Source organism: Streptomyces sp. CY-1 (assembly GCF_047218265.1).
GTDB lineage: Bacteria > Actinomycetota > Actinomycetes > Streptomycetales > Streptomycetaceae > Streptomyces > Streptomyces niphimycinicus.
In genome coordinates this window covers 6,574,419-6,593,530 of the sequence record NZ_CP178393.1, presented here as the reverse complement: position 1 = coordinate 6,593,530, position 19,112 = coordinate 6,574,419, and the positions used below count along the sequence as shown (strand labels likewise).

Annotated in this window: 6 protein-coding genes and 1 pseudogene; 4 read left to right on the top strand and 3 right to left on the bottom strand. The window is 73.5% G+C overall.

Annotated features, from left to right (window positions below; genetic code table 11):
* Positions 1–76 precede the first annotated feature (76 nt).
* Positions 77–1,162 (top strand): S-(hydroxymethyl)mycothiol dehydrogenase, encoded by a 1,086-nt coding sequence (locus tag ACK1X7_RS28390; protein ID WP_385143431.1) that lies wholly within the window; start codon positions 77–79, stop codon positions 1,160–1,162.
* Positions 1,162–1,800 (top strand): MBL fold metallo-hydrolase, encoded by a 639-nt coding sequence (locus ACK1X7_RS28385; protein ID WP_385115596.1) that lies wholly within the window; start codon positions 1,162–1,164, stop codon positions 1,798–1,800. The genes ACK1X7_RS28390 and ACK1X7_RS28385 overlap by 1 nt, the downstream gene beginning before the upstream one ends.
* A gap of 67 nt (positions 1,801–1,867) precedes the next feature.
* Here ACK1X7_RS28385 and ACK1X7_RS28380 read toward each other — a convergent pair.
* Together ACK1X7_RS28380 and ACK1X7_RS28375 are read right to left on the bottom strand one after the other, a co-directional pair.
* Positions 1,868–2,284: pseudogene (locus tag ACK1X7_RS28380) on the bottom strand (flavin reductase family protein); the annotation flags it as partial.
* 40 nt (positions 2,285–2,324) lie between these two features.
* Positions 2,325–16,703 carry an amino acid adenylation domain-containing protein gene (locus ACK1X7_RS28375; RefSeq protein WP_413115802.1) on the bottom strand — a complete coding sequence of 4,793 codons (14,379 nt, stop codon included), beginning with the start codon at positions 16,701–16,703 and terminating at the stop codon, positions 2,325–2,327.
* 221 nt (positions 16,704–16,924) lie between these two features.
* Here ACK1X7_RS28375 and ACK1X7_RS28370 point away from each other — a divergent pair, with 221 nt between their 5' ends.
* Together ACK1X7_RS28370 and ACK1X7_RS28365 are read left to right on the top strand one after the other, a co-directional pair.
* Complete coding sequence (locus ACK1X7_RS28370) at positions 16,925–17,299, top strand: hypothetical protein (RefSeq protein WP_385143439.1); 375 nt, start codon at positions 16,925–16,927, stop codon at positions 17,297–17,299.
* Positions 17,296–17,772 (top strand): 3-hydroxyacyl-ACP dehydratase FabZ family protein, encoded by a 477-nt coding sequence (locus tag ACK1X7_RS28365; RefSeq protein WP_385143441.1) that lies wholly within the window; start codon positions 17,296–17,298, stop codon positions 17,770–17,772. The genes ACK1X7_RS28370 and ACK1X7_RS28365 overlap by 4 nt, the downstream gene beginning before the upstream one ends.
* A gap of 66 nt (positions 17,773–17,838) precedes the next feature.
* Here the strand turns inward: ACK1X7_RS28365 and ACK1X7_RS28360 are convergent, their stop codons facing one another.
* Positions 17,839–19,104, bottom strand: coding sequence for a cytochrome P450 (locus ACK1X7_RS28360; RefSeq protein WP_385147683.1), 1,266 nt, complete (start codon positions 19,102–19,104; stop codon positions 17,839–17,841).
* Positions 19,105–19,112 lie beyond the last annotated feature (8 nt).

Sequence of the window (19,112 nt, the reverse complement as noted above, 5' to 3'; positions counted from 1 at the left end):
CCGGACGTGCCGCGTCATCCCTGTCGTAGCCGCTGGTCGCCTGTCGTAGCCGGTGGTCGGCACTTACGCTGCTGTCATGACTCAACAGGTACGCGGCGTGGTGGCCCCCGGCAAGGGCGAGAAGGTCAGGATCGAGACGATCGTGGTGCCGGACGCCGGCCCCGGCGAAGCGGTGGTGAAGGTCCAGGCATGCGGCGTCTGCCACACCGATCTGCACTACCGGGAGGGCGGGATCAACGATGAGTTCCCCTTCCTGCTCGGCCATGAGGCGGCGGGCATCGTGGAGTCCGTGGGCGAGGGCGTCACGGAGGTGGCCCCCGGCGACTTCGTGATCCTCAACTGGCGGGCCGTCTGCCACGAGTGCCGGGCCTGCCGCCGCGGCCGCCCCTGGTACTGCTTCAACACCCACAACGCGAAGCAGCCCATGACCCTGACCGACGGCACCGCGCTGACCCCGGCGCTCGGCATCGGCGCGTTCGCCGAGAAGACGCTGGTGGCCGCCGGGCAGTGCACCAAGGTCGACCCCTCGGCCGCGCCCGCCGCGGCCGGACTGCTCGGCTGCGGTGTGATGGCCGGCATCGGCGCCGCGATCAACACCGGCAACGTCCAGCGCGGTGACTCCGTCGCCGTGATCGGCTGCGGCGGTGTCGGCACCGCCTCGGTCGCCGGGGCGCGGCTGGCCGGGGCCGCGAAGATCATCGCGGTGGACCTGGACGAGCGGAAGCTGGAGTGGGCCCGTTCGCTGGGCGCCACCCACACCCTCCACGCGGGCAGCGCCGATGTCGTCGAGGCCATCCGGGAGCTGACCGACGGCAACGGCGCCGACGTCGTCATCGAGGCGGTGGGCCGCCCCGAGACGTACCAGCAGGCGTTCTACGCCCGCGATCTGGCCGGCACGGTCGTCCTGGTCGGCGTCCCCACCCCCGAGATGAAGCTGGAGCTGCCGCTCCTGGACGTCTTCGGGCGCGGCGGGGCGCTCAAGTCCTCCTGGTACGGGGACTGTCTGCCGTCCCGCGACTTCCCCATGCTGATCGACCTCTACCAGCAGGGCCGCCTCGACCTGGACGCGTTCGTCAGCGAGACGATCGGGCTCGAGGACATCGAGGAGGCGTTCGCCAAGATGCACCGCGGCGAGGTGCTCCGCTCGGTGGTGATGTTCTGATGACCCCTCCGCCCGTACGCGTCGACCACCTCGTCACCTCCGGCACCTTCTCGCTGGACGGCGGCACCTGGGAGGTGGACAACAACGTGTGGCTGATCGGCGACGACCACGAGGTGTACGTGATCGACGCCGCGCATGACGCCGACGCCATCGCGGACGCCATCGGCGACCGCCGGCTGCTCGGCATCATCTGCACCCACGGCCACGACGACCACATCGACGCGGCCCCGGCCCTGGCCGACCGCACCGGCGCGCCGATCCTGCTGCACCCCGAGGACGAGGTGCTGTGGCGGATGCGCCACCCGGACCGCGCCCCGGACAAGCCGCTGGCCGACGGCGACGTCCTCACCGTCGCGGGGACCGAGCTGCGGGTGCTGCACACCCCCGGCCACTCCCCCGGTGCGGTCTGTCTGCACGCCCCCGCGCTGACCACGGTCTTCTCCGGGGACACCCTCTTCCAGGGCGGCCCCGGCGCGACCGGGCGCTCCTACTCGTCCTTCCCGACGATCATCGAGTCGATCCGGGAGCGGCTGCTGACGCTGCCCGCACAGACGCTGGTCCGCACCGGCCACGGCGACTCCACGGCCATCGGGGACGAGGCCCCGCACCTGGACGAGTGGATCGCGCGGGGGCACTGAGCCCGGAGCACCGAGCCCCCGCGATCGATCCGTCCCCGGCCCCCGACACCGGGCGCTGGAAGGAGCGGTCGTAGTAGACCAGCGGGGCGTCCTCGCCGACGTGGGCCGCCACGACCCGGCCGATGAGGACGGAGTGGTCGCCGCCGTCCACCACGCGGTGCAGTGCGCAGGCGACCCGGGCGACCGCCTCCGGTATGCCCGGCAGCCCCAGCTCCATCGGCAGGGTGTCCCCCGCCGCGAACCGGTCCACACCGGAGGCGGCGAAGCGCCTCGCGATGTCCGCCTGTCCCTCCGCCAGGATGTTGATCATGAAACTCCCGGTGGTGGTGAACGCCTCGTGGGTGCTCGCGGTCTTGCCCAGGCAGATCAGCACCAGTGGCGGGGCCAGCGACAGCGAGCTGAACGAGCTGCCCGTGAACCCCCATCTGCGCCCGGACGCGTCGACCGTCGTGGCCACCGTCACGGGGGCGGGCACCCGGGCCATGGTCCGGGTGAACTCCTCAGAGGTGATGGTCATCGACGTTTCACCACTCGTCCTCCAGCAACTCGATCTCCTCCTGCTCCAGATCCGACAGGGCGAGGTCCGAGGGGGTATGGCCGCCCGCGCCGGGGCCGGCCGCATGGAGCGCCATCCCCTCCAGGGCACGCAGCCACGCCTCGCCGACCTCCCGTACCTCCGCCTCGGACAGCACATCCAGGGCGTAGGTCCACGTCACCATCAGCTCCGGGCCACCGGGGCGGTCGATGGTGACGGCGTTCAGCTCCAGTCCGTACGGGGTGAGCGGACCGTCGGTGCCGAGGTCGAGCCCGAGCGCCTCCGAGGCCGGGCGCCAGTCGCCCCCGGGCCCGTCGGGGAACTCGACCCGGCCCAGATAGTTGAAGCCGATCCGCGGCACGGCCAGCCCGGCCAGTCGCGCGGCCGTCTCCCGGTCCAGATGGCGCAGCAGGCCGTAGCCGATCCCGCTGCCGGGCACCGCGCGCAACTGTTCCTTGATCCGCTTGACCACCCGCCCGGTGGCCGGGCCGCCCGACCACAGGTCGCCCCACTGCACCTGGCCGGGATCCAGCCGCACCGGGTGGAGGCTGGTGAACCAGCCCACCGTACGGGAGAGATCCACACCCCCGACGCTCTCGTCCCGGCCGTGCCCCTCCACGGCGACCAGCACCGAGGTGGCCGAGGAGCCGAGCCTGCGGCGCCGGTCGGCTACCGCCAGCGCCAGCGCGCTCAGCAGCACATCGTCCACCCCGCAGTGGAACACCGACGGCACCTGGCCGAGCAGCGGCGCGGTCCGCGCGGCCGGCAGCGTCATGGTGACGCGGGCGACCGGTCCGGCCGGGTCGTGCGCAGGGGCGGCTTGGGCCCCGCCTGACTGGGCGTCCGGGGCGCCGAGTTGGGCGTCCGGGGCGGAGAGTTGGGCGTCCGGGGCGGAGAGTTGGGCGTCCGGGGCGGACAGGATGTCCGTCCACAGCGGGAGTTCCGCCCGCCGCTCCGGCCTGCGCACCTCGGCCGCCAACTGTTCGCTCCAGCGGCGCACCGAGGTGCCCACCGGGGTCGGCTCGGGCTCCCGCCCGGCGGCGACGGCCGTCGCGATGTCGGCGAGGTCCCGCAGCAGGATCCGCCAGGACACCCCGTCGACCACCAGGTGGTGGGCGACGAGCAGCAGCCGTCCCGGCCGTCCGGGACCGGCGTCGAACCACACCGCGCGCACCATCTCGCCGTCCCGGGGAGCCAGTTCCGCACGGGCCTCGGTCAGGGCGCGGTCCAACAGCGCGGCGAGGTCCCCGGCCGCGGTCTCGGCGATGCCGACCCGGCGGACGCGGTCGGCGCTGGACACCGCCCCGGCCGGTGGCACGCTCAGCCGCCAGCCGCCCTCGTCGTCCTCGATCAGCCGGGCGCGCAGCACATCGTGCCGGTCGTGCAGCGTCTGGAGCGCGGTGGTGAGCGTCGCCAGGTCCAGGCCCGCCGGGGTCCGGACGAGCATCGGCTGGCTGAAGGAGTCGATCGCACCGCCGCGCTCACGCAGCCAGTGCATGATCGGCGTGGCGGCGAACTCGCCGACGGGGTTGTCCGGTTCGCGGGAGACCGCGTCGTCGAGCACCTCCGCCACCGCCGCCAGCCCGGCCACCGTCTTGTGCTCGAAGACATCGTTGACGGCGAGGACCAGACCCGCCGCGCGGGCGCGGGCGATGAGCTGCATCGAGACGATGCTGTCGCCGCCCAGCTCGAAGAAGCTGTCGTCGATGCCGACCGAGGACAGCCGGAGCACCTCGGCGAAGACCGCGCACAGCGTCTCCTCGACCGGGTTCCGCGGGGGCCGCGAATCGGCCGCCGCGCCGAAGCTCGGCGCGGGCAGCGCCTTGCGGTCCAGCTTGCCGTTCGGGGTGAGCGGCAGCCGGTCCAGGACCACGAACGCGGACGGGATCATGTACTCCGGCAGCGACTCGCCGAGCGTCGTACGCAGCAGTCCGGCGTCCAGCGCCGCACCGGGGGTCCGGGGCACTACGTACGCCACCAGGCGCGCGCTGTCGCCCTGGTCGGCGCGGGCCAGCGCCACGGCCTGGCCGACCGCCTCATGGGCGGTCAGCACCGTCTCGATCTCCCCGAGCTCGATCCGGAAACCGCGCACCTTCACCTGGTGGTCGGCCCGGCCCGAGAACTCCAGCCGGCCGTCGGCGGTCCGGCGGACGATGTCGCCCGTGCGGTACATCCGCTCGCCGGGGCCGCCGAACGGGCAGGCCACGAACCGCTCCGCGGTCAGCGCGGGCCGGTTGTGGTAGCCCCGTACGACACCCGCACCGGCGATGTACAGCTCGCCCGGCACCCCGGGGGCGACCGGCCGCAGCCGGTCGTCCAGCACATAGACCCGGGTGTTGGCGATCGGGGCGCCGATCGAGGGCACGCCGTGGTCGTCCGTCAGGTCGGCGGCCGTCGACCAGATGGTGGTCTCGGTCGGTCCGTAGAGGTTGGTCAGCCCGGCGGCCGACGTACGCAGCCGCGCGGCCAGGGCCTCCGGCAGCGCCTCACCGCCGACCAGCACCCGCAGCCCGCGCACACCCTCCGGCGACGCGGTGACCATGGCCTGCCACAGCGACGGCGTCGCCTGGACGATGCCCGCCCCGGTCTCCTCGGCCATCCGCAGCAGCGCGGCCGGGTCGCGCACGGTGTCCCGGTCGGCGATCACCACGCCCGCGCCGCACAGCAGCGGCAGATACAGCTCCAGCCCCGCGATGTCGAACGACACCGTGGTGACCGCGAGCAGCCGGTCGGCGGGGCCGAGGCCGAACCGCTCGGCCATGTCGTCCAGGAAGTTGCTCAGCGCGCCATGCGGGACGACCACGCCCTTCGGGCGGCCGGTCGAACCGGAGGTGTAGATGACATACGCCGGGTGGTCCGGCGAGCACACCACACCGGGCGCGGCCGTGGGCGCCGCCGCCAGCTCGGCGACGGTGGCCGGGTCGTCCAGCACCAGCGCCGGTACGGTCGCGGCGGCCTCCCCGCCGCCGTCCCCGTCGCCCGCCGTGAGCAGTGGCGCGGTGCCCGAGGTGACCAGGGCCAGCGCGGGGCGGGCGTCCTGGAGGGTGTAGCCGATCCGGTCCTTCGGGTGCTCCGGGTCCAGCGGCAGATAGGCCGCCCCGGTCTTGAGCACGGCGAGCAGGGCGACGAGCAGATCCGCGGAGCGCGGCAGCGCCACGGCCACCAGCCGCTCGGGGCCCACCCCGCGGGCGGTCAGCAGCGCGGCGAGCCGGTTGGCCCGCTCGTCCAACTGGGCGTAGGTCAGCTCGACACCGCCGGAGACCACCGCGACGGCCGACGGGGTACGGGCGGCCTGCGCCTCGTACAGCTCGTGGACCCGGCGGGCGGGCAGCGGACGCGCGGTGTCGTTCCACTCGACCAGCACCCGCTCGCGCTCGGCCGCCGACAGCACGTCGACCTCGCTGATCCGCAGCCCCGGGTCGCCGGTCACCGCCTCCAGCACCTGGATCAGCCGCCGGACCAGCGTCGCCACGCTGTCCTCGTCGAACAGCTCGGTGCTGTACTCGCAGACGCCGGACAGCGCGCCCGGCCGCTCCGGCCGCTCACCGAAGGCGAAGCTCAGATCGACCTTGGCTACGCCCAGGTCGACCAGTTCGGGCCGCAGGGTCAGCCCGCCCAGCGCGGTTTCGGCGGCCGGCATGTTCTGGACCATCAGCATGACCTGGAACAGCGGATGCCGGGCCAGGGACCGCTCCGGGTCGACCACCTCCACCAGCCGCTCGAACGGGACGTCCTGGTGGGCGTAGGCGTCCAGCGCGGTGCGCCGCACCCGGTCCAGCAGTTGGTCGAACGTCGGGTCGCCCGAGGTGTCGGTGCGCAGCACCAGCGTGTTCAGGAAGACGCCGATCAGGTCCTCCAGGGCCTGGTCGGAGCGGCCGGCGATGGGGCTGCCGACCGGGATGTCCTCTCCGGCGCCCAGCTTGGTCAGCAGCAGGGCCAGGGCCGACTGGAGCACCATGAAGGTGCTGACCCCGCGGGCCCGGGCCAGCGCGGTGAGCCGGTCGTGCAGCGCGGGTTCCAGCGCGAAGTCCAGGGTGCGGCCGCGATGGCCCGCCACGGCCGGGCGGGGCCGGTCGGTGGGCAGGGTCAGCTCGTCCGGGAGTCCGGCCAGCGCCTGGCGCCAGTACGCCAGTTGGCGGGCGGCCAGGCTCTGCGGGTCGTCCTCGTCGCCGAGGTGGTCGCGCTGCCAGAGGGTGTAGTCGGCGTAGCTCAGCGGCAGCGGCGCCCAGTCCGGGGCCCGGCCGTCGCAGCGGGCGGCGTAGGCGGCCGACAGGTCGCGTACCAGCGGCGCCGTGGACCAGCCGTCGGTGGTGATGTGATGGATCACCAGGGCCAGGACGTACTCGCTCTCGCCGAGCACGAACAGGGTTGTGCGCAGCGGGAGTTGGACGGTCAGGTCGAAACCGCGGGTGGCGGTCGCCCGGAGCTGCTCCGGCAGCGCGGCCTCGGTCGTCTCCACCACGGTCAGCGGCACCCGCACCACGTCCGGCTCCCACACCTGCTGCCGGGGCGAGCCGTCGGTCTCGGGGAAGACCGTGCGCAGGCTCTCGTGCCGGCCGAGCAGATCGGACAGCGCCAGCTCCAGCGCCGCCCGGTCCAGCGCGCCGGACAGCCGGAGCACCACCGGCACGTTGTAGGTGGCGCTCGGCCCCTCCATCCGGTTGAGGAACCACAGCCTGCGCTGGGCGAAGGACAGCGGAAGCACCTCGGGCCGCTCGGCGGGGGCCAGCGGCCGCCGGGCACCCGCCTGCCCGTCCAGCGCGCCGGCGAGCGCGGCCACGGTCGGTGCCTCGAAGAGGGTGCGCACCGACAGTTCGGCGTCCAGCGCCGTACGGATCCGGTTGACCAGCCGCGCGGCCAGCAGCGAATGGCCGCCCAGGTCGAAGAAGTTGTCGTCGACCGACACCGGGCCGACGCCGAGCAGATCGGCGAAGAGACCGCACAGGATCTCCTCGCGGGGGGTGGCGGCGGCCCGTCCCGACGGGGCCGAGGCGTAGCGCGGCGCGGGCAGCGCCGCCCGGTCGACCTTGCCGTTGGCGTTGAGCGGCAGCGCGTCCAGCACCACCACGGCGGAGGGCGCCATATAGGCGGGCAGCTCCTGCGCGGCGAACCGGCGGACCGCGTCCTCCAGTCCGGCGTCGTCCGGTCCGGCGTTCTCCAGGCCGCTCGGGTCCTGTGGGTCCTGTGGGTCCTGTGGGTCCTGTGCCGCGGCGTGGGTGCAGTAGACGACCAGTTGCTTGCCTGCCGCACCGTCCTCCCGGGCCACCGCGGCCACTTGGCCGACGCCGGGGTGCCTGCCGAGCACCGACTCGATCTCGCCCAGCTCGATACGGAAACCGCGCACCTTCACCTGGGCGTCGGTCCGGCCGAGGTACTCCAGAACGCCGTCGGGCCGTCTGCGCACCAGGTCACCGGTGCGGTACATCCGCTCCCCCGGCGCGCCGTACGGGCAGGTGACGAAGCGCTCGGCGGTCATCTCCGGGCGGTTCAGATAGCCCCGGGCCAGCCCGGCCCCGGCCACATACAGCTCACCGGCCACCCCGGGCGGGACCGGCCGCAGCCGCCCGTCCAGGACATACGCCCGGGTGCGGTCCAGCGGAACGCCGATGGGCGCGCGGCCCGCCGCCAGATCCGCCTCCCGCAGCACGTGGTAGGTGGCGAAGGTGGTGGTCTCGGTCGGCCCGTAGCCGTTCCCGAGGACCAGGCCGGGGCAGGTCTCCCGCACCCGCCGCAGCAGCGCGGGCGAGAGCGCGTCACCACCGGCGGTCACCGTGTGCAGCCCGGCGAGCGCGTCCGGCCGCTCCTCGGCCACCAGGTCGAACAGCCCCTTGGTGAGCCACAGGGCGGTCACCCCGTACCGCTCGATCACCTCGCGCAGCTCGGCCGGACCGAGGTCGCCCGGCGGTGCGACGACGACCGTGCCACCGGACAGCAGCGGCACCCACATCTCGTAGGTGGCCGCGTCGAAGGCGTGCGGCGAGTGCAGCAGGATCCGCCGGTGGGCGTCGGTGCGCCAGTGCCGGTCGGCGGCGAGGGCGAGAACGTCGCGGTGGCGCACCGCCACGCCCTTGGGCGTGCCGGTGGAGCCGGAGGTGTACATCACATAGGCGAGCTGGTCGGGGTGGACCGGGGTGTCCGGGGCTCCCGGGTCGCCCTGGTCACCGGCCAGTTCGGCGTCGCGTACCCGCAGCACCCGCGCGCCGTCCGCGAAGGCGGTGTCGGCCCGGTCGGTCAGCAGCACGGGCGCGCCGGTCTCCTTCAGGACCCAGCGCATCCGGTCCGCGGGAAGGCTCGGGTGGAGGGGGACATAGGCCCCGCCCGCCTTGGTGACGGCCAGGGTGGCGACCACCACGTCGGCGGAGCGCTCCAGCACCATCGCCACCGGGGTCTCGGCACCCACTCCCGCGTCGCGCAGACGGTGTGCCAGCCGGTTGGCCCGGGCGTCGAGTTCCGCGTAGGTGAGCCGCTCCGCACCGGTGACCGCGAGTGCGTCCGGGGTGCGCGCGGCCCACTCCTCGAACCGGCGCGGCGGCGTCGCGAAGGTGTCACCGGCGCGGCCGGTGGTCTCCTCGCCGTCGTCCTCCGCGGTGGCCAGCGCCTGCCGGCGCTCGGCCGCGGAGAGGATGTCGACCTGTGCGACGGGCAGGGCCGGATCGGCCGCCACCGCCTCCAGGAAGCGCACGAACCGGTCGGCCAGCGCCCGCGCCCCCGACCGGTCGTACAGATCGGTGTTGTAGGCCAGGGTGCCGGTCAGGCCCGCCGGGGAGCCGTCGGCGTGGAAGGTCTCGCCGATGGCGAAGTCCAGGTCGAACTTGGCCGTCCGGTTGTTGGCGGGGTGCAGCCGGGTGTCGAGACCGGGGAAGCGCAGCTTCAGCTCGGGGATGTTCTCGAAGGTCAGCATGGTCTGGAACAGCGAGTGCCGGGACAGCGACCGGTTCGGGGCGAGGGTCTCCACCAGCAGGTCGAAGGGGACCTCCTGATGGGCGAAGGCCGCCAGGTCCACCTCGCGGACCCGCTCCACCAACTGCCGGAAGGTCGGATCGCCCGATACGTCGTTGCGCAGCACCAGCGTATTGACGAAGAAGCCGATGCCGTCCACCAGGGACTCGTCGTTGCGGCCCGCGATGGCCGTGCCGATCGGGATGTCCTCGCCCGCGCCCAGCCGGGACAGCAGCCCGACCAGGCCCGCCTGCACCACCATGAAGAGGCTGGCGCCGCTGGAGCGGGCGATATCGGTCAGCGCGGTCTGGAGCTCGGGGCTCAGGGACAGCGGCAGCCGGTCGCCGTCGTTGCTCAGCACCGCCGGGCGGGGCCGGTCGGTGGGCAGCTCCAACTGCTCGGGCAGACCGTCCAGGGTCCGCTTCCAGTAGTCGAGCTGACGGCCCAGCAGGCTCTCCGGGTCGTCCTCGGCGCCCAGCAGTTCGGCCTGCCACAGCGTGTAGTCCGCGTACTGCACCGGCAGCGGCCGCCAGGTGGGGGCGGATCCGGTGCGCCGCGCGGTGTAGGCGGCGACCAGGTCGTCCACCAGCGGGCCGAAGGACCAGCCGTCGGCGACGATGTGGTGCACCACGATCAGGAAGACATGCTCGGTGGGGCTCAGCACCAGCAGGTCCGCGCGGATCGGCAGCTCGGAGGCGAGGTCGAAACCGCGCCGCGCCACCTCCGTCAGCGCCTCGTCCAGCTTCTCCTCGGCCACCTCGGAGACCCGGATCTCGGCCTGGGCCCCGTCGGCGTCCAGCACCACCTGGGAGGGCACTCCGTCGTGGTCGGGGAAGAGGGTGCGCAGGCTCTCGTGCCGGCCGATGACGTCGTGCAGCGCGGTGTAGAGCGCGCCGCGGTCGAGCCGTCCGGTGAAGCGCAGCGACACACCCAGGTTGTAGGTGCCGTCCGCGCGGTCCAGTTGGTTGATGAACCACAGTCCGCGCTGCGGGTACGCCAGCGGCACCGGCTCCGGGCGTTCCCGGGGCGTCAGCGGGGTGCGCGCCCCGGTGGCCCGGTCGACCAGCCGGGCCAGCTCGGCGACGGTCGGCGCGTCGAACAGGTCGCGCACCGCCACATCGGCGCCCAGGACGGCCTGGATGCGCAGCACCAGCCGGGTGGCGAGCAGCGAGTGCCCGCCCAGGGAGAAGAAGTTGTCGTCCACCGACACCGAGGCCAGTTCGAGGATCTCGGCGAAGAGTCCGCACAGCACCTGCTCCTGCGGGGTGCGCGGCGGCCGGCCCGCTCCCTCGCCGGTCAGCTCCGGCTCCGGCAGCGCCTTGCGGTCGAGCTTGCCGTTGGGGGTGAGCGGAAGGGCGTCCAGGGCCAGTACGGCGGAGGGCACCATGTAGTCGGGCAGCGCCTCGGCGAGCTGGTCGCGCAGCGCGGAAGTGTCCAGGCGGTGGCCAGGGGCGGGCACCGCGTAGGCGACCAGCCGCTTGTCCCCGGGGCGGTCCTCGCGCACGATCACGGCGGCGGAGGCGACACCGGGTTGGCGGGCGACCGCGGCCTCGACCTCACCTGGTTCGATCCGGAAGCCGCGGATCTTCACCTGGTCGTCGGCGCGGCCGGCGAACTCCAGCACCCCCTCACGGGTCCAGCGGGCGAGGTCGCCCACCCGGTACATCCGGCTCCCCGCCGGACCGTACGGGTCGGCGACGAACCGCTCCGCGCTGAGCGCGGGCGCCCGCCAGTAGCCGCGCGCCAGGCCCTCGCCCGCGAGGTACAGCTCGCCGACGACGCCCGGCGGCACCCGGCGCAACTGGCCGTCCAGGACCTGGGCCCGGGTGTTGTCCAGCGGGGCGCCGATCGGTACGACGTCGGGCACCCGGTCGGCGGAGGTCACCCGGTGGGCGGTGGCGAAGGAGGTGGTCTCGGTCGGGCCGTAGGTGTCCTTGAACACCATGCCGGGGAAGCGCTCCAGCAGGGCGCGCACCGCCGTGCCGGGCACGACGTCGCCCCCGGCCAGCAGCTCCCGCACACCGGTCAGGCAGTCCAGGTCGTTCTCGGCCACGACGCGGAACAGCCCGGCGGTCAGATGCAGTCCGGTGATGCCGTGGTCGGCGATCATCCGGCGCAGGGTGCGGACGTCCATGTCCTGCGGCGGGGCGATGACCACCGTGCCGCCGGTGAGCAGCGGCACCCACAGCTCGTAGTTGGCGGCGTCGAAGGCGTGCGGCGCGTGCAGCAGCACCCGGCGGTGGGCGTCCGCGGCGAAGCAGCCGTCCAAGGCGAACGCCAGCAGATCGCGGTGGGTGACCGCGACGCCCTTGGGGCGGCCGGTCGAGCCGGAGGTGAACATCACATACGCGAGCCGCTCGGGCTGGACGGCCACGGCGGGGGGCTGGTCGGGCTGCCCGGCGAGGTCGTCGAGGTCGCCGTCCACCACGACGGTGGTGGCCCGGTGGCCGAACTCCAGCTCCGGCTGGGCCCGGTCGACGAGCAGCACCGACGGTTCGGTCCGCTCCATCACCTGCTCCCAGCGGCTCTGCGGGGCGCGCGAGTCCAGCGGCACATACGCGGCACCGGCCTTGAGCACGGCGAGCAGCGAGACGACCAGCTCCACCGAGCGCTGCTGGAGCACGGCCACCCGCGCCTCCGGGCCGACGCCCGCGGCGAGCAGCCGGTGCGCGAGCCGGTTGGCGCGCGTCTCCAGCTCCCGGTAACCGATCTCGGTGCCGTCGGCGGCGATGAGTGCGGTCGCGTCCGGGGCGGCGGCCACCCGCTCGGCGAACCGGGCGGGGACCGAGCCGCTGAGCGCGGGCACTTCGCGGACCGGACCGGCCCACTCCACGGCCAGCCGGCGGGTCTCCTCGGGGGCCAGGACGTCGATCTCGGCGATGCTCGTCCCGGGCCGGGCGACGGCCGACTCCAGCACCTTCAGGAACCGCCGCACCATCCGGCGCACGGTCTCCTCGTCGTACAGATCGGTGGCGTACAGCACCTGCCCGCCGATCCCGGCGGGCGCTCCCGCCTCGTCCCGCCGCTCGCTGAAGTCGAATTGCAGGTCGAACTTGGCGATGGTGAGGTCGCCCGGGGCCACCGAGGCGGTCAGCCCGGGCAGCTCCAGCGTGCGGTCCGGGTGGTCCTGCATGCTCAGCAGGATCTGGAACAGCGGGTGCCGGGACCGCGAGCGGTCCGGGTTGAGCACCTCGACCAGCCGCTCGAACGGCACGTCCTGATGGGCGTAGGCCGCCAGGTCGGCCCGGCGGACCCGGTCGACGAGGTCGGTGAAGGACGGCCGTCCGGAGGTGTCGGTGCGCAGCACCAGCGTGTTGACGAAGAACCCGACCATGTCGTCCAGGGCCTCGTCGGTCCGTCCGGCGATCGGGCTGCCGACCGGGATGTCGTCGCCCGCGCCGAGCTTGGACAGCAGCACGGCCAGCGCCGCCTGGAGCACCATGAACACGCTGGCGCCCCCGGCGTGGGCGACGGCGAGCAGCTCACGGTGGAGTTCGGGGCCGATCTCGCAGTCCAGTACGGCGCCGGAGTGGCTCGCCACGGCGGGCCGGGGCCGGTCGGTGGGCAGGGCCAGCTCCTCGGGGAGACCGGCCAGCGCGCTCTTCCAGTACGCCAGTTGGCGGGCCAGCGGGCTGGTCTCGTCGGAGTCCTCGCCCAGCAGCGACCGCTGCCACAGGGTGTAGTCGGCGTAGGTGACCGGCAGCGGCTCCCAGCCGGGGGCCCGGCCGTCGCAGCGGGCGGTGTAGGCGGCCGACAGATCGCGCACCAGCGGGGCCAGGGACCAGCCGTCCCCGGCGATGTGGTGGACGACGACGGACAGCACATGCTCGTCGCCGCCGAGGTGGAACAGCTCGGCGCGCAGCGGCAGTTCGGTGGCGAGCCGGAAGCTGTGGCTCGCGGCGGCCGCGAGGGCCGCGGGCAGGTCGGCGGCGGTGACCTCGGAGGCGTACGGCAGCGGCGGCAGCTCCTCGGCGGCCACCAGATGCTGCCGGGGCTCACCCGCCGTGTCCGGGAAGACGGTGCGCAGGCCCTCGTGCCGCAGCAGCACATCGCGCAGCGCCGCCCGCAGCGCCGCCACGTCCAGGTCACCGGACATCCGCAGCAGGAAGGGGATGTTGTACGTGGGATTGGGGCCGTCGAGCCGGTCCAGGAACCAGAGCCGGGCCTGGGCGAACGACAGCGGCATGGGGTCGGGCCGGTCCACCGGGACCAGCGCGGTCCGCGCCGCCCGCGCGGTGTCCAGCAGTTCGGCGAGGGTGGCCACGGTGGGCCGGTCGAACACCTCGTGCACGGCGAGTTCCACGCCGAGCACCGAGCGGGCCCGGCCGGCGAGCCGGGTGGCGGCCAGCGAATGGCCGCCGAGGGCGAAGAAGTTGTCGTCCACCCCGACCCGGGGCACGCCGAGCACCTCGGCGAACAGCCCGGCGAGCACCTGCTCGCCCGGGGTGCGGGCGTCGCGTCCGGCCGCCCCGCCGGCCACCTCGGGCTCCGGCAGCGCCCGTGCGTCGAGCTTGCCGCTGGGTGTCAGGGGCAGCGCGGGCAGGGTGACGAACGCGGCGGGCAGCATATAGTCCGGCAGCGACTCGCCGAGCTTCTTGCGCAGCAGTCCGGGATCCAGCGCCTCACCGGGGGCCTGCGGCACCACATAGGCCACCAGCCGCCGCTCACCGCCCCGGTCGTCGCGGGCGACCACGGCGCAGTCGGCGACACCCTGGCAGGCCGAGAGCGCGGCCGCGATCTCGCCGGTCTCGATCCGGAATCCCCGGATCTTCACCTGGTCGTCGGCGCGGCCCAGATACTCCAGCAGCCCGTCCGCGGTCCAGCGCGCCAGGTCACCGGTGCGGTACATCCGGCTGCCGTCGCCCGCGAACGGGTCGGCCACGAACCGGGAGGCGCTCAGGCCCGGCCGCTTCAGATAGCCCTGCGCGACACCGGCGCCCGCCACATACATCTCCCCGGCCACGCCGGGGGGCGCCGGACGCAGCGCGCCGTCCAGCACCCGCACCCGCAGATCGGGGATGCCCCGGCCGATCAGCGAACCGGCGCCCGCGGCGGCGAGTTCGGCGTCCAGGGCGAGATGGCTGACGTGCACCGTGGTCTCGGTGATGCCGTACATGTTGACGAGCCGCGGTGCGCAGGGAGCGCCGTCGCCGTGCCGTTCGTACCAGTCGGCCAGCCGCCCCAGGTCCAGCGCCTCGCCGCCGAAGACCACATGGCGCAGCGCCAGCCGGTCGCCGGTCGCCGGGTCCTCGCGGTCGGCGCCCGCGAGCTGGTAGAAGGCCGACGGGGTCTGGTTGAGGAAGGTCACCCGCTCGTCCGCCAGCAGCCGCAGGAAGCGCTCGGGCGAGCGCGACACCTCGAACGGGACCACCACGAGCCGCCCGCCGTGCAGCAGCGGCCCCCACAGCTCCCATACCGAGAAGTCGAAGGCGTAGGAGTGGAACAGGGTCCACACCTCGTCGGCGCCGAAGGGGAACCACCGGCGGGTGGCGGCGAACAGCCGGACCACATTCCGGTGGGAGACCACGACGCCCTTGGGGCGCCCGGTGGAACCGGAGGTGTAGATGACGTACGCGGGGGCGAGGGGCAGCAGCGGCGAGGGCCGGTCGGCATCGGTCAGATCGGTGCCGGGCAGGGCGGCGAGCCGCGCCCGCACCTCCTCGTCGCCCAGCACCACCCGCTCCACGCCGTCGGGGAGCGCCACCTCGGCCGTGGTGTCCGTCACCAGCAGGGCCAGGTCCACATCGGAGACGGTGTACGCGATCCGGTCGGCCGGATACGCGGGGTCGATGGGCACATAGGCGGCGCCCGACTTCACCACCGCCAGCAGCGCCACCACCAGGTCGATCGAGCGGGGCAGCACCAATCCGACGAACCGGCCAGGCCCGGCGCCCCGCGCCACCAGCAGCCGGGCCAGCGCGTTCGCCCGCGTGTTCAGCTCGGCGTAGGTCAGCGTGTCCGCGCCGAGGGACACCGCGGGCGCCTCGGGGCACTCCCGCACCCGCGCCTCGAACAGCTCGGTGAGGGTGGCGGCCCCGTCGCCGTTCGGCATCGCGGAGAGCGCGGCGGTGGGGGCCTGGGCCGCGTCGCCGGTGACGGGGGCGCCGGTGAAGTCCACCAGCACCTGACGGCGTTCGGCCTCGGTGGCGATGTCCAGCGCTCCGAGCGGCCGGTCCGGCGCACCGGCGCCCAGGGCGCGCAGCAGTCCGGTCAGCCGTTCGCCGTGGCGCTCCACCTCGGCGGCGGAGTACAGCTCGGGGCTGGCGTTCAGCTCCACCCGCAGCCCGCCGTCGCCCGCCCGGTTGTCGACGACGACGGTCAGATCGTCGTCGTGGCCGATGGTCAGGTTGTGCACCACGCCCGGGTGGCCGCCGAAGTCCAGGTCGTAGTCGAACATGATGATGTTGACGCGCGGGCCGACCAGGCGCCTGCCGTCGGCCAGCGCGCCGACGTCGCGGCGCAGCTCCTCGTAGCGGTAGCGCTGGTGGCGCAGGGCGCCGCGCATCCGCCGGGAGACCTGGCCCAGCAGCCCGGCGACGGTGTCCCCGGGCCGCACCGACAGCCGCAGCGGCACCAGGTTGGACACCATGCCGGGCACGTTCGCGGCGTCGCCGCCGGGCCGGGCCGCGACCGGGAGGGCGAGGACGACATCGGTACGGCCGGTGATCCGGTGCAGATACAGCGCCTGGGCGGCGACGGCCACCGTCGGCCAGGCCGTACCCACCTCGCGGGCCAGCGACCGGATCGACTCGACGGCGGCCGGCTCCAGCGTGGACACGACCCGCAGCAGCGGGCCGTCCGGATAGCGGGTGGGCTGTGCGGTCAGGCCCTGGGCCTCGGGGCGGTCGGCCAACTGCTCGGCCCAGTACCGCCGGTCACCGGCGATCTCCTCGGACCCGCCGTACGCGGCGTCGGCCTCGATGAGCTCCCGCAGACCGCCGTGGCCGGATTCCGGGCACCGCTCCCCCGCCGCGGCGGCCGAGTACACGGCGGCGACCCGGCGCGCGACCATGCCCACGCTCAGGCCGTCCAGCGCGATGTGGTGATGGCGCTGGTACCAGACGTACCGGTCCTCGGCGAGCCGGAACAGCGCGAAGGTGAACAGCGGTCCGGCGGTGAGGTCCACCGGCCGCCGCTGGTCGGCCGACGTCCAGTCGCGCACGGCGGCTTCCGGATCGTCCGCTCCGGACACGTCCACGAGGTGGAACGGCCAGTCGAGTTGGGGCGCAACCACCTGGTACGGGCCGTCGGCGTCCTCGCCGAAGGACACCCGCAGGGCCTCGGTCTCGTCCACCACCCGCCGCAGGGCGGCCTCGAACAGCCCGGCGTCGACGGGGCCCTGGATGTCCACCCGCTCCGCCAGGCCGAAGAGCGGATTGGCGGAATCGCCCTGGACGGCGTACCAGATTCCCCGCTGGCCGTCGGTCAAGCGGAATCGAACACCCTGCGGGAGAGACATGCACTCACTCCACATTCGATGGGAGAAAGGAGACGGTCGGCTGAACAGCCTTCACGCTTCGCAGCCTGTCCGACGCCCGTGAGGTGCGACAACGACAGTGCAAAGAATTGAGTACGTGGCCGGGGGGCTTCCGATTTGAACTATTCGAGGCGATGTAGGCGCCGCCCCTTGACACGGGCACCCTGTGAGCCATGAACCCCAGACGGCAGGATGCCGAGCCCCGCGAGCGGGCCCCGGCGGCGTTGACCGCCGAGGTCACCCACACCACATGTCTCGAGACGCTGCTCGCGGCACCCTGCCCGGACTTCCCCGTCCTGCCCGGGGTGTGCGTCCTGGACTATCTGCGGGCGAGCGCCGAGGCCCATCCGCCCGCCCCGGGCCTGCGCTGGCGCGCGGTGGACCGGGTGCGGTTCCTGTCCGCCGTCTTCCCCGGTGAGGAGCTGACGGTCCGGCTGACCTGGCAGCGGACGAGCGAGGACGCGTGGACCGGGCTGGTCACCGCGAGCACCGTACGCGGCGCGGCAGCCTCCGCCCGGCTGCGCTACGCCGGGGAGGCGGACCGGTGATCGAACTCGACGGGGTGCGCCGGCTGCTGCCGCGCCGCCGCCCCATGCTGCTCGTGGACCGGGTGCTGGACGTCGTGCCGGGCGAACGGATCGTCGCGACGAAGGCCGTCACCTGCAATGAGCCGTGGTACGCGCGGCTCCCCGAAGGCACCCCCGCCGAACGGCTCGGCTATCCGACGGCCCTGGTGATCGAGTCATGGGGCCAGGCCGCCGGGATCCTGGCGCGGCTGAGCGGTGAACTGCCCGAGGGCATCATGCTGCTCGCCGCGATGAACGATGTCGCGGTGCACCGCACGGTGCTGCCCGGAGTGCTGCTGGAGCACCGGGCGCGGATCGTCAGATCCCTCGGCGACCATCTGATCTTCGAGGGGGAGAGTCTGGTGGACGGTGACGCGGTGGTGTCCATCGGGCGGATGGTGATGGCGTTCCGCCCCGCGGGCCCGCCGCTTCCCCCGTGCGGGGACGGGCCCTGAGACCACTGACACCGGGCCGCCCGGTGCCCCGGTCGGGGCACCGGGCGGCCCGGTGTCGTACGCCGTTCAGGAGTCGGCGGTGGCCAGCCCCGCCTCGTCCGGCAGGAACCGCACCGGCAGGGTCGACATCCCGGTCATCAGGTTGGAGTGGATCCGGCGCGGCTCACCGGTGAGTTCGACCCCGTTGCTGAACGTCCGCAGCGCGTCCAGCATCTCCTTCACCTCGACCCGGGCCAGATAGGCGCCCAGGCAGAAGTGCGGACCGTAGCCGAAGGTGATGTGCTTGTTCGGCGAGCGGCCGAGGTCCAGGACATACGGGTCGTCGAAGACCGACTCGTCGCGGTTGGCCGAGGTGTTCCACAGCGTCACCACGTCGCCCGCCTTGATGGTCCCCCCGGCGATCTCGACGTCGACCAGGGCGGTGCGGCCGAAGTTCATCGCGGGGGTGGCCCAGCGCAGCGTCTCCTCGGTGGCCGACTCCAGCGTCACCGAGCCCTCCTTGAGCCGCTTCCACTGCTCCGGCTCACGGCTGAGGGTGTACAGGGAGTCGATCATCGTGAGCCGGCTGGTCTCATCGCCGCCCAGGATGAGGCTGTAGCAGTTGAAGACGATGTCCTGATCGGTCAACGGCACCCCGTTGATCTCACTGGCGGTGAGCGTGCTGATCACGTCGTCCTGCGGATCGGCGCGCCGCTCGGCGACCAAGTCGCTGAAGTACAGCAGAATCTCGTTGCGCGCCAGGAACGCCTCCTCCGGGGCCTGGTCCGCCTCGTCCGAGCTGAGCGAGGACTTGGTCAGGCCCAGCAGATACGCGTGGTCCTTGACCGGCACCCCGAGCAGCCCGCCCACGGTGGTCAGCGGGATCACCGAGGCCACCTCGGCCGCGAAGTCCCCCTCCCCCCGCCGGACCGCGTCGGCGATCATCCGGCGGGCGTTGACCCGGACCAGCTCCGCGACCTTTGACAGGGCTCGCGGCGAGAACGCCTTGAGCATCACATTGCGCAGGTCCTTGTGGCGCCGGCCGTCGGTCACCGCCAGCATCTGGCCGGCCGCCGAGTCGCCGCCCGCCAGCAGCGTCACCAGGACGTTGCCCTTCTCCGAGGTGAGCCGCTGGTTGTCCCGGTAGAGCGCCATCACATCGGCGTAGCGGCTGACCACCCAGAAGCCGGGTGTGCCGTCGGCCGGCGGATGCCAGTACAGCGGGTGGTCGGCGCGCAGCCGGCGCCAGTACGCGTCCATGTCGTGCTCGAGGTAGGTCCCGGTATCGACCAGGTTGATGGCCGAGATCTCCTCCGGTATCCCGTCGCGGCTCATCGCTGTCTGCACGCTCATCTCTCCAC

What these genes read in the sequence shown, in the direction of transcription:
- ACK1X7_RS28390 (WP_385143431.1), top strand. Translation starts at nt 77, where the DNA reads ATGACTCAACAGGTACGCGGCGTGGTGGCCCCCGGCAAGGGCGAGAAG.
- ACK1X7_RS28385 (WP_385115596.1), top strand. Translation starts at nt 1,162, where the DNA reads ATGACCCCTCCGCCCGTACGCGTCGACCACCTCGTCACCTCCGGCACC.
- ACK1X7_RS28370 (WP_385143439.1), top strand. Translation starts at nt 16,925, where the DNA reads ATGAACCCCAGACGGCAGGATGCCGAGCCCCGCGAGCGGGCCCCGGCG.
- ACK1X7_RS28360 (WP_385147683.1), bottom strand. Translation starts at nt 19,104, where the DNA reads ATGAGCGTGCAGACAGCGATGAGCCGCGACGGGATACCGGAGGAGATC.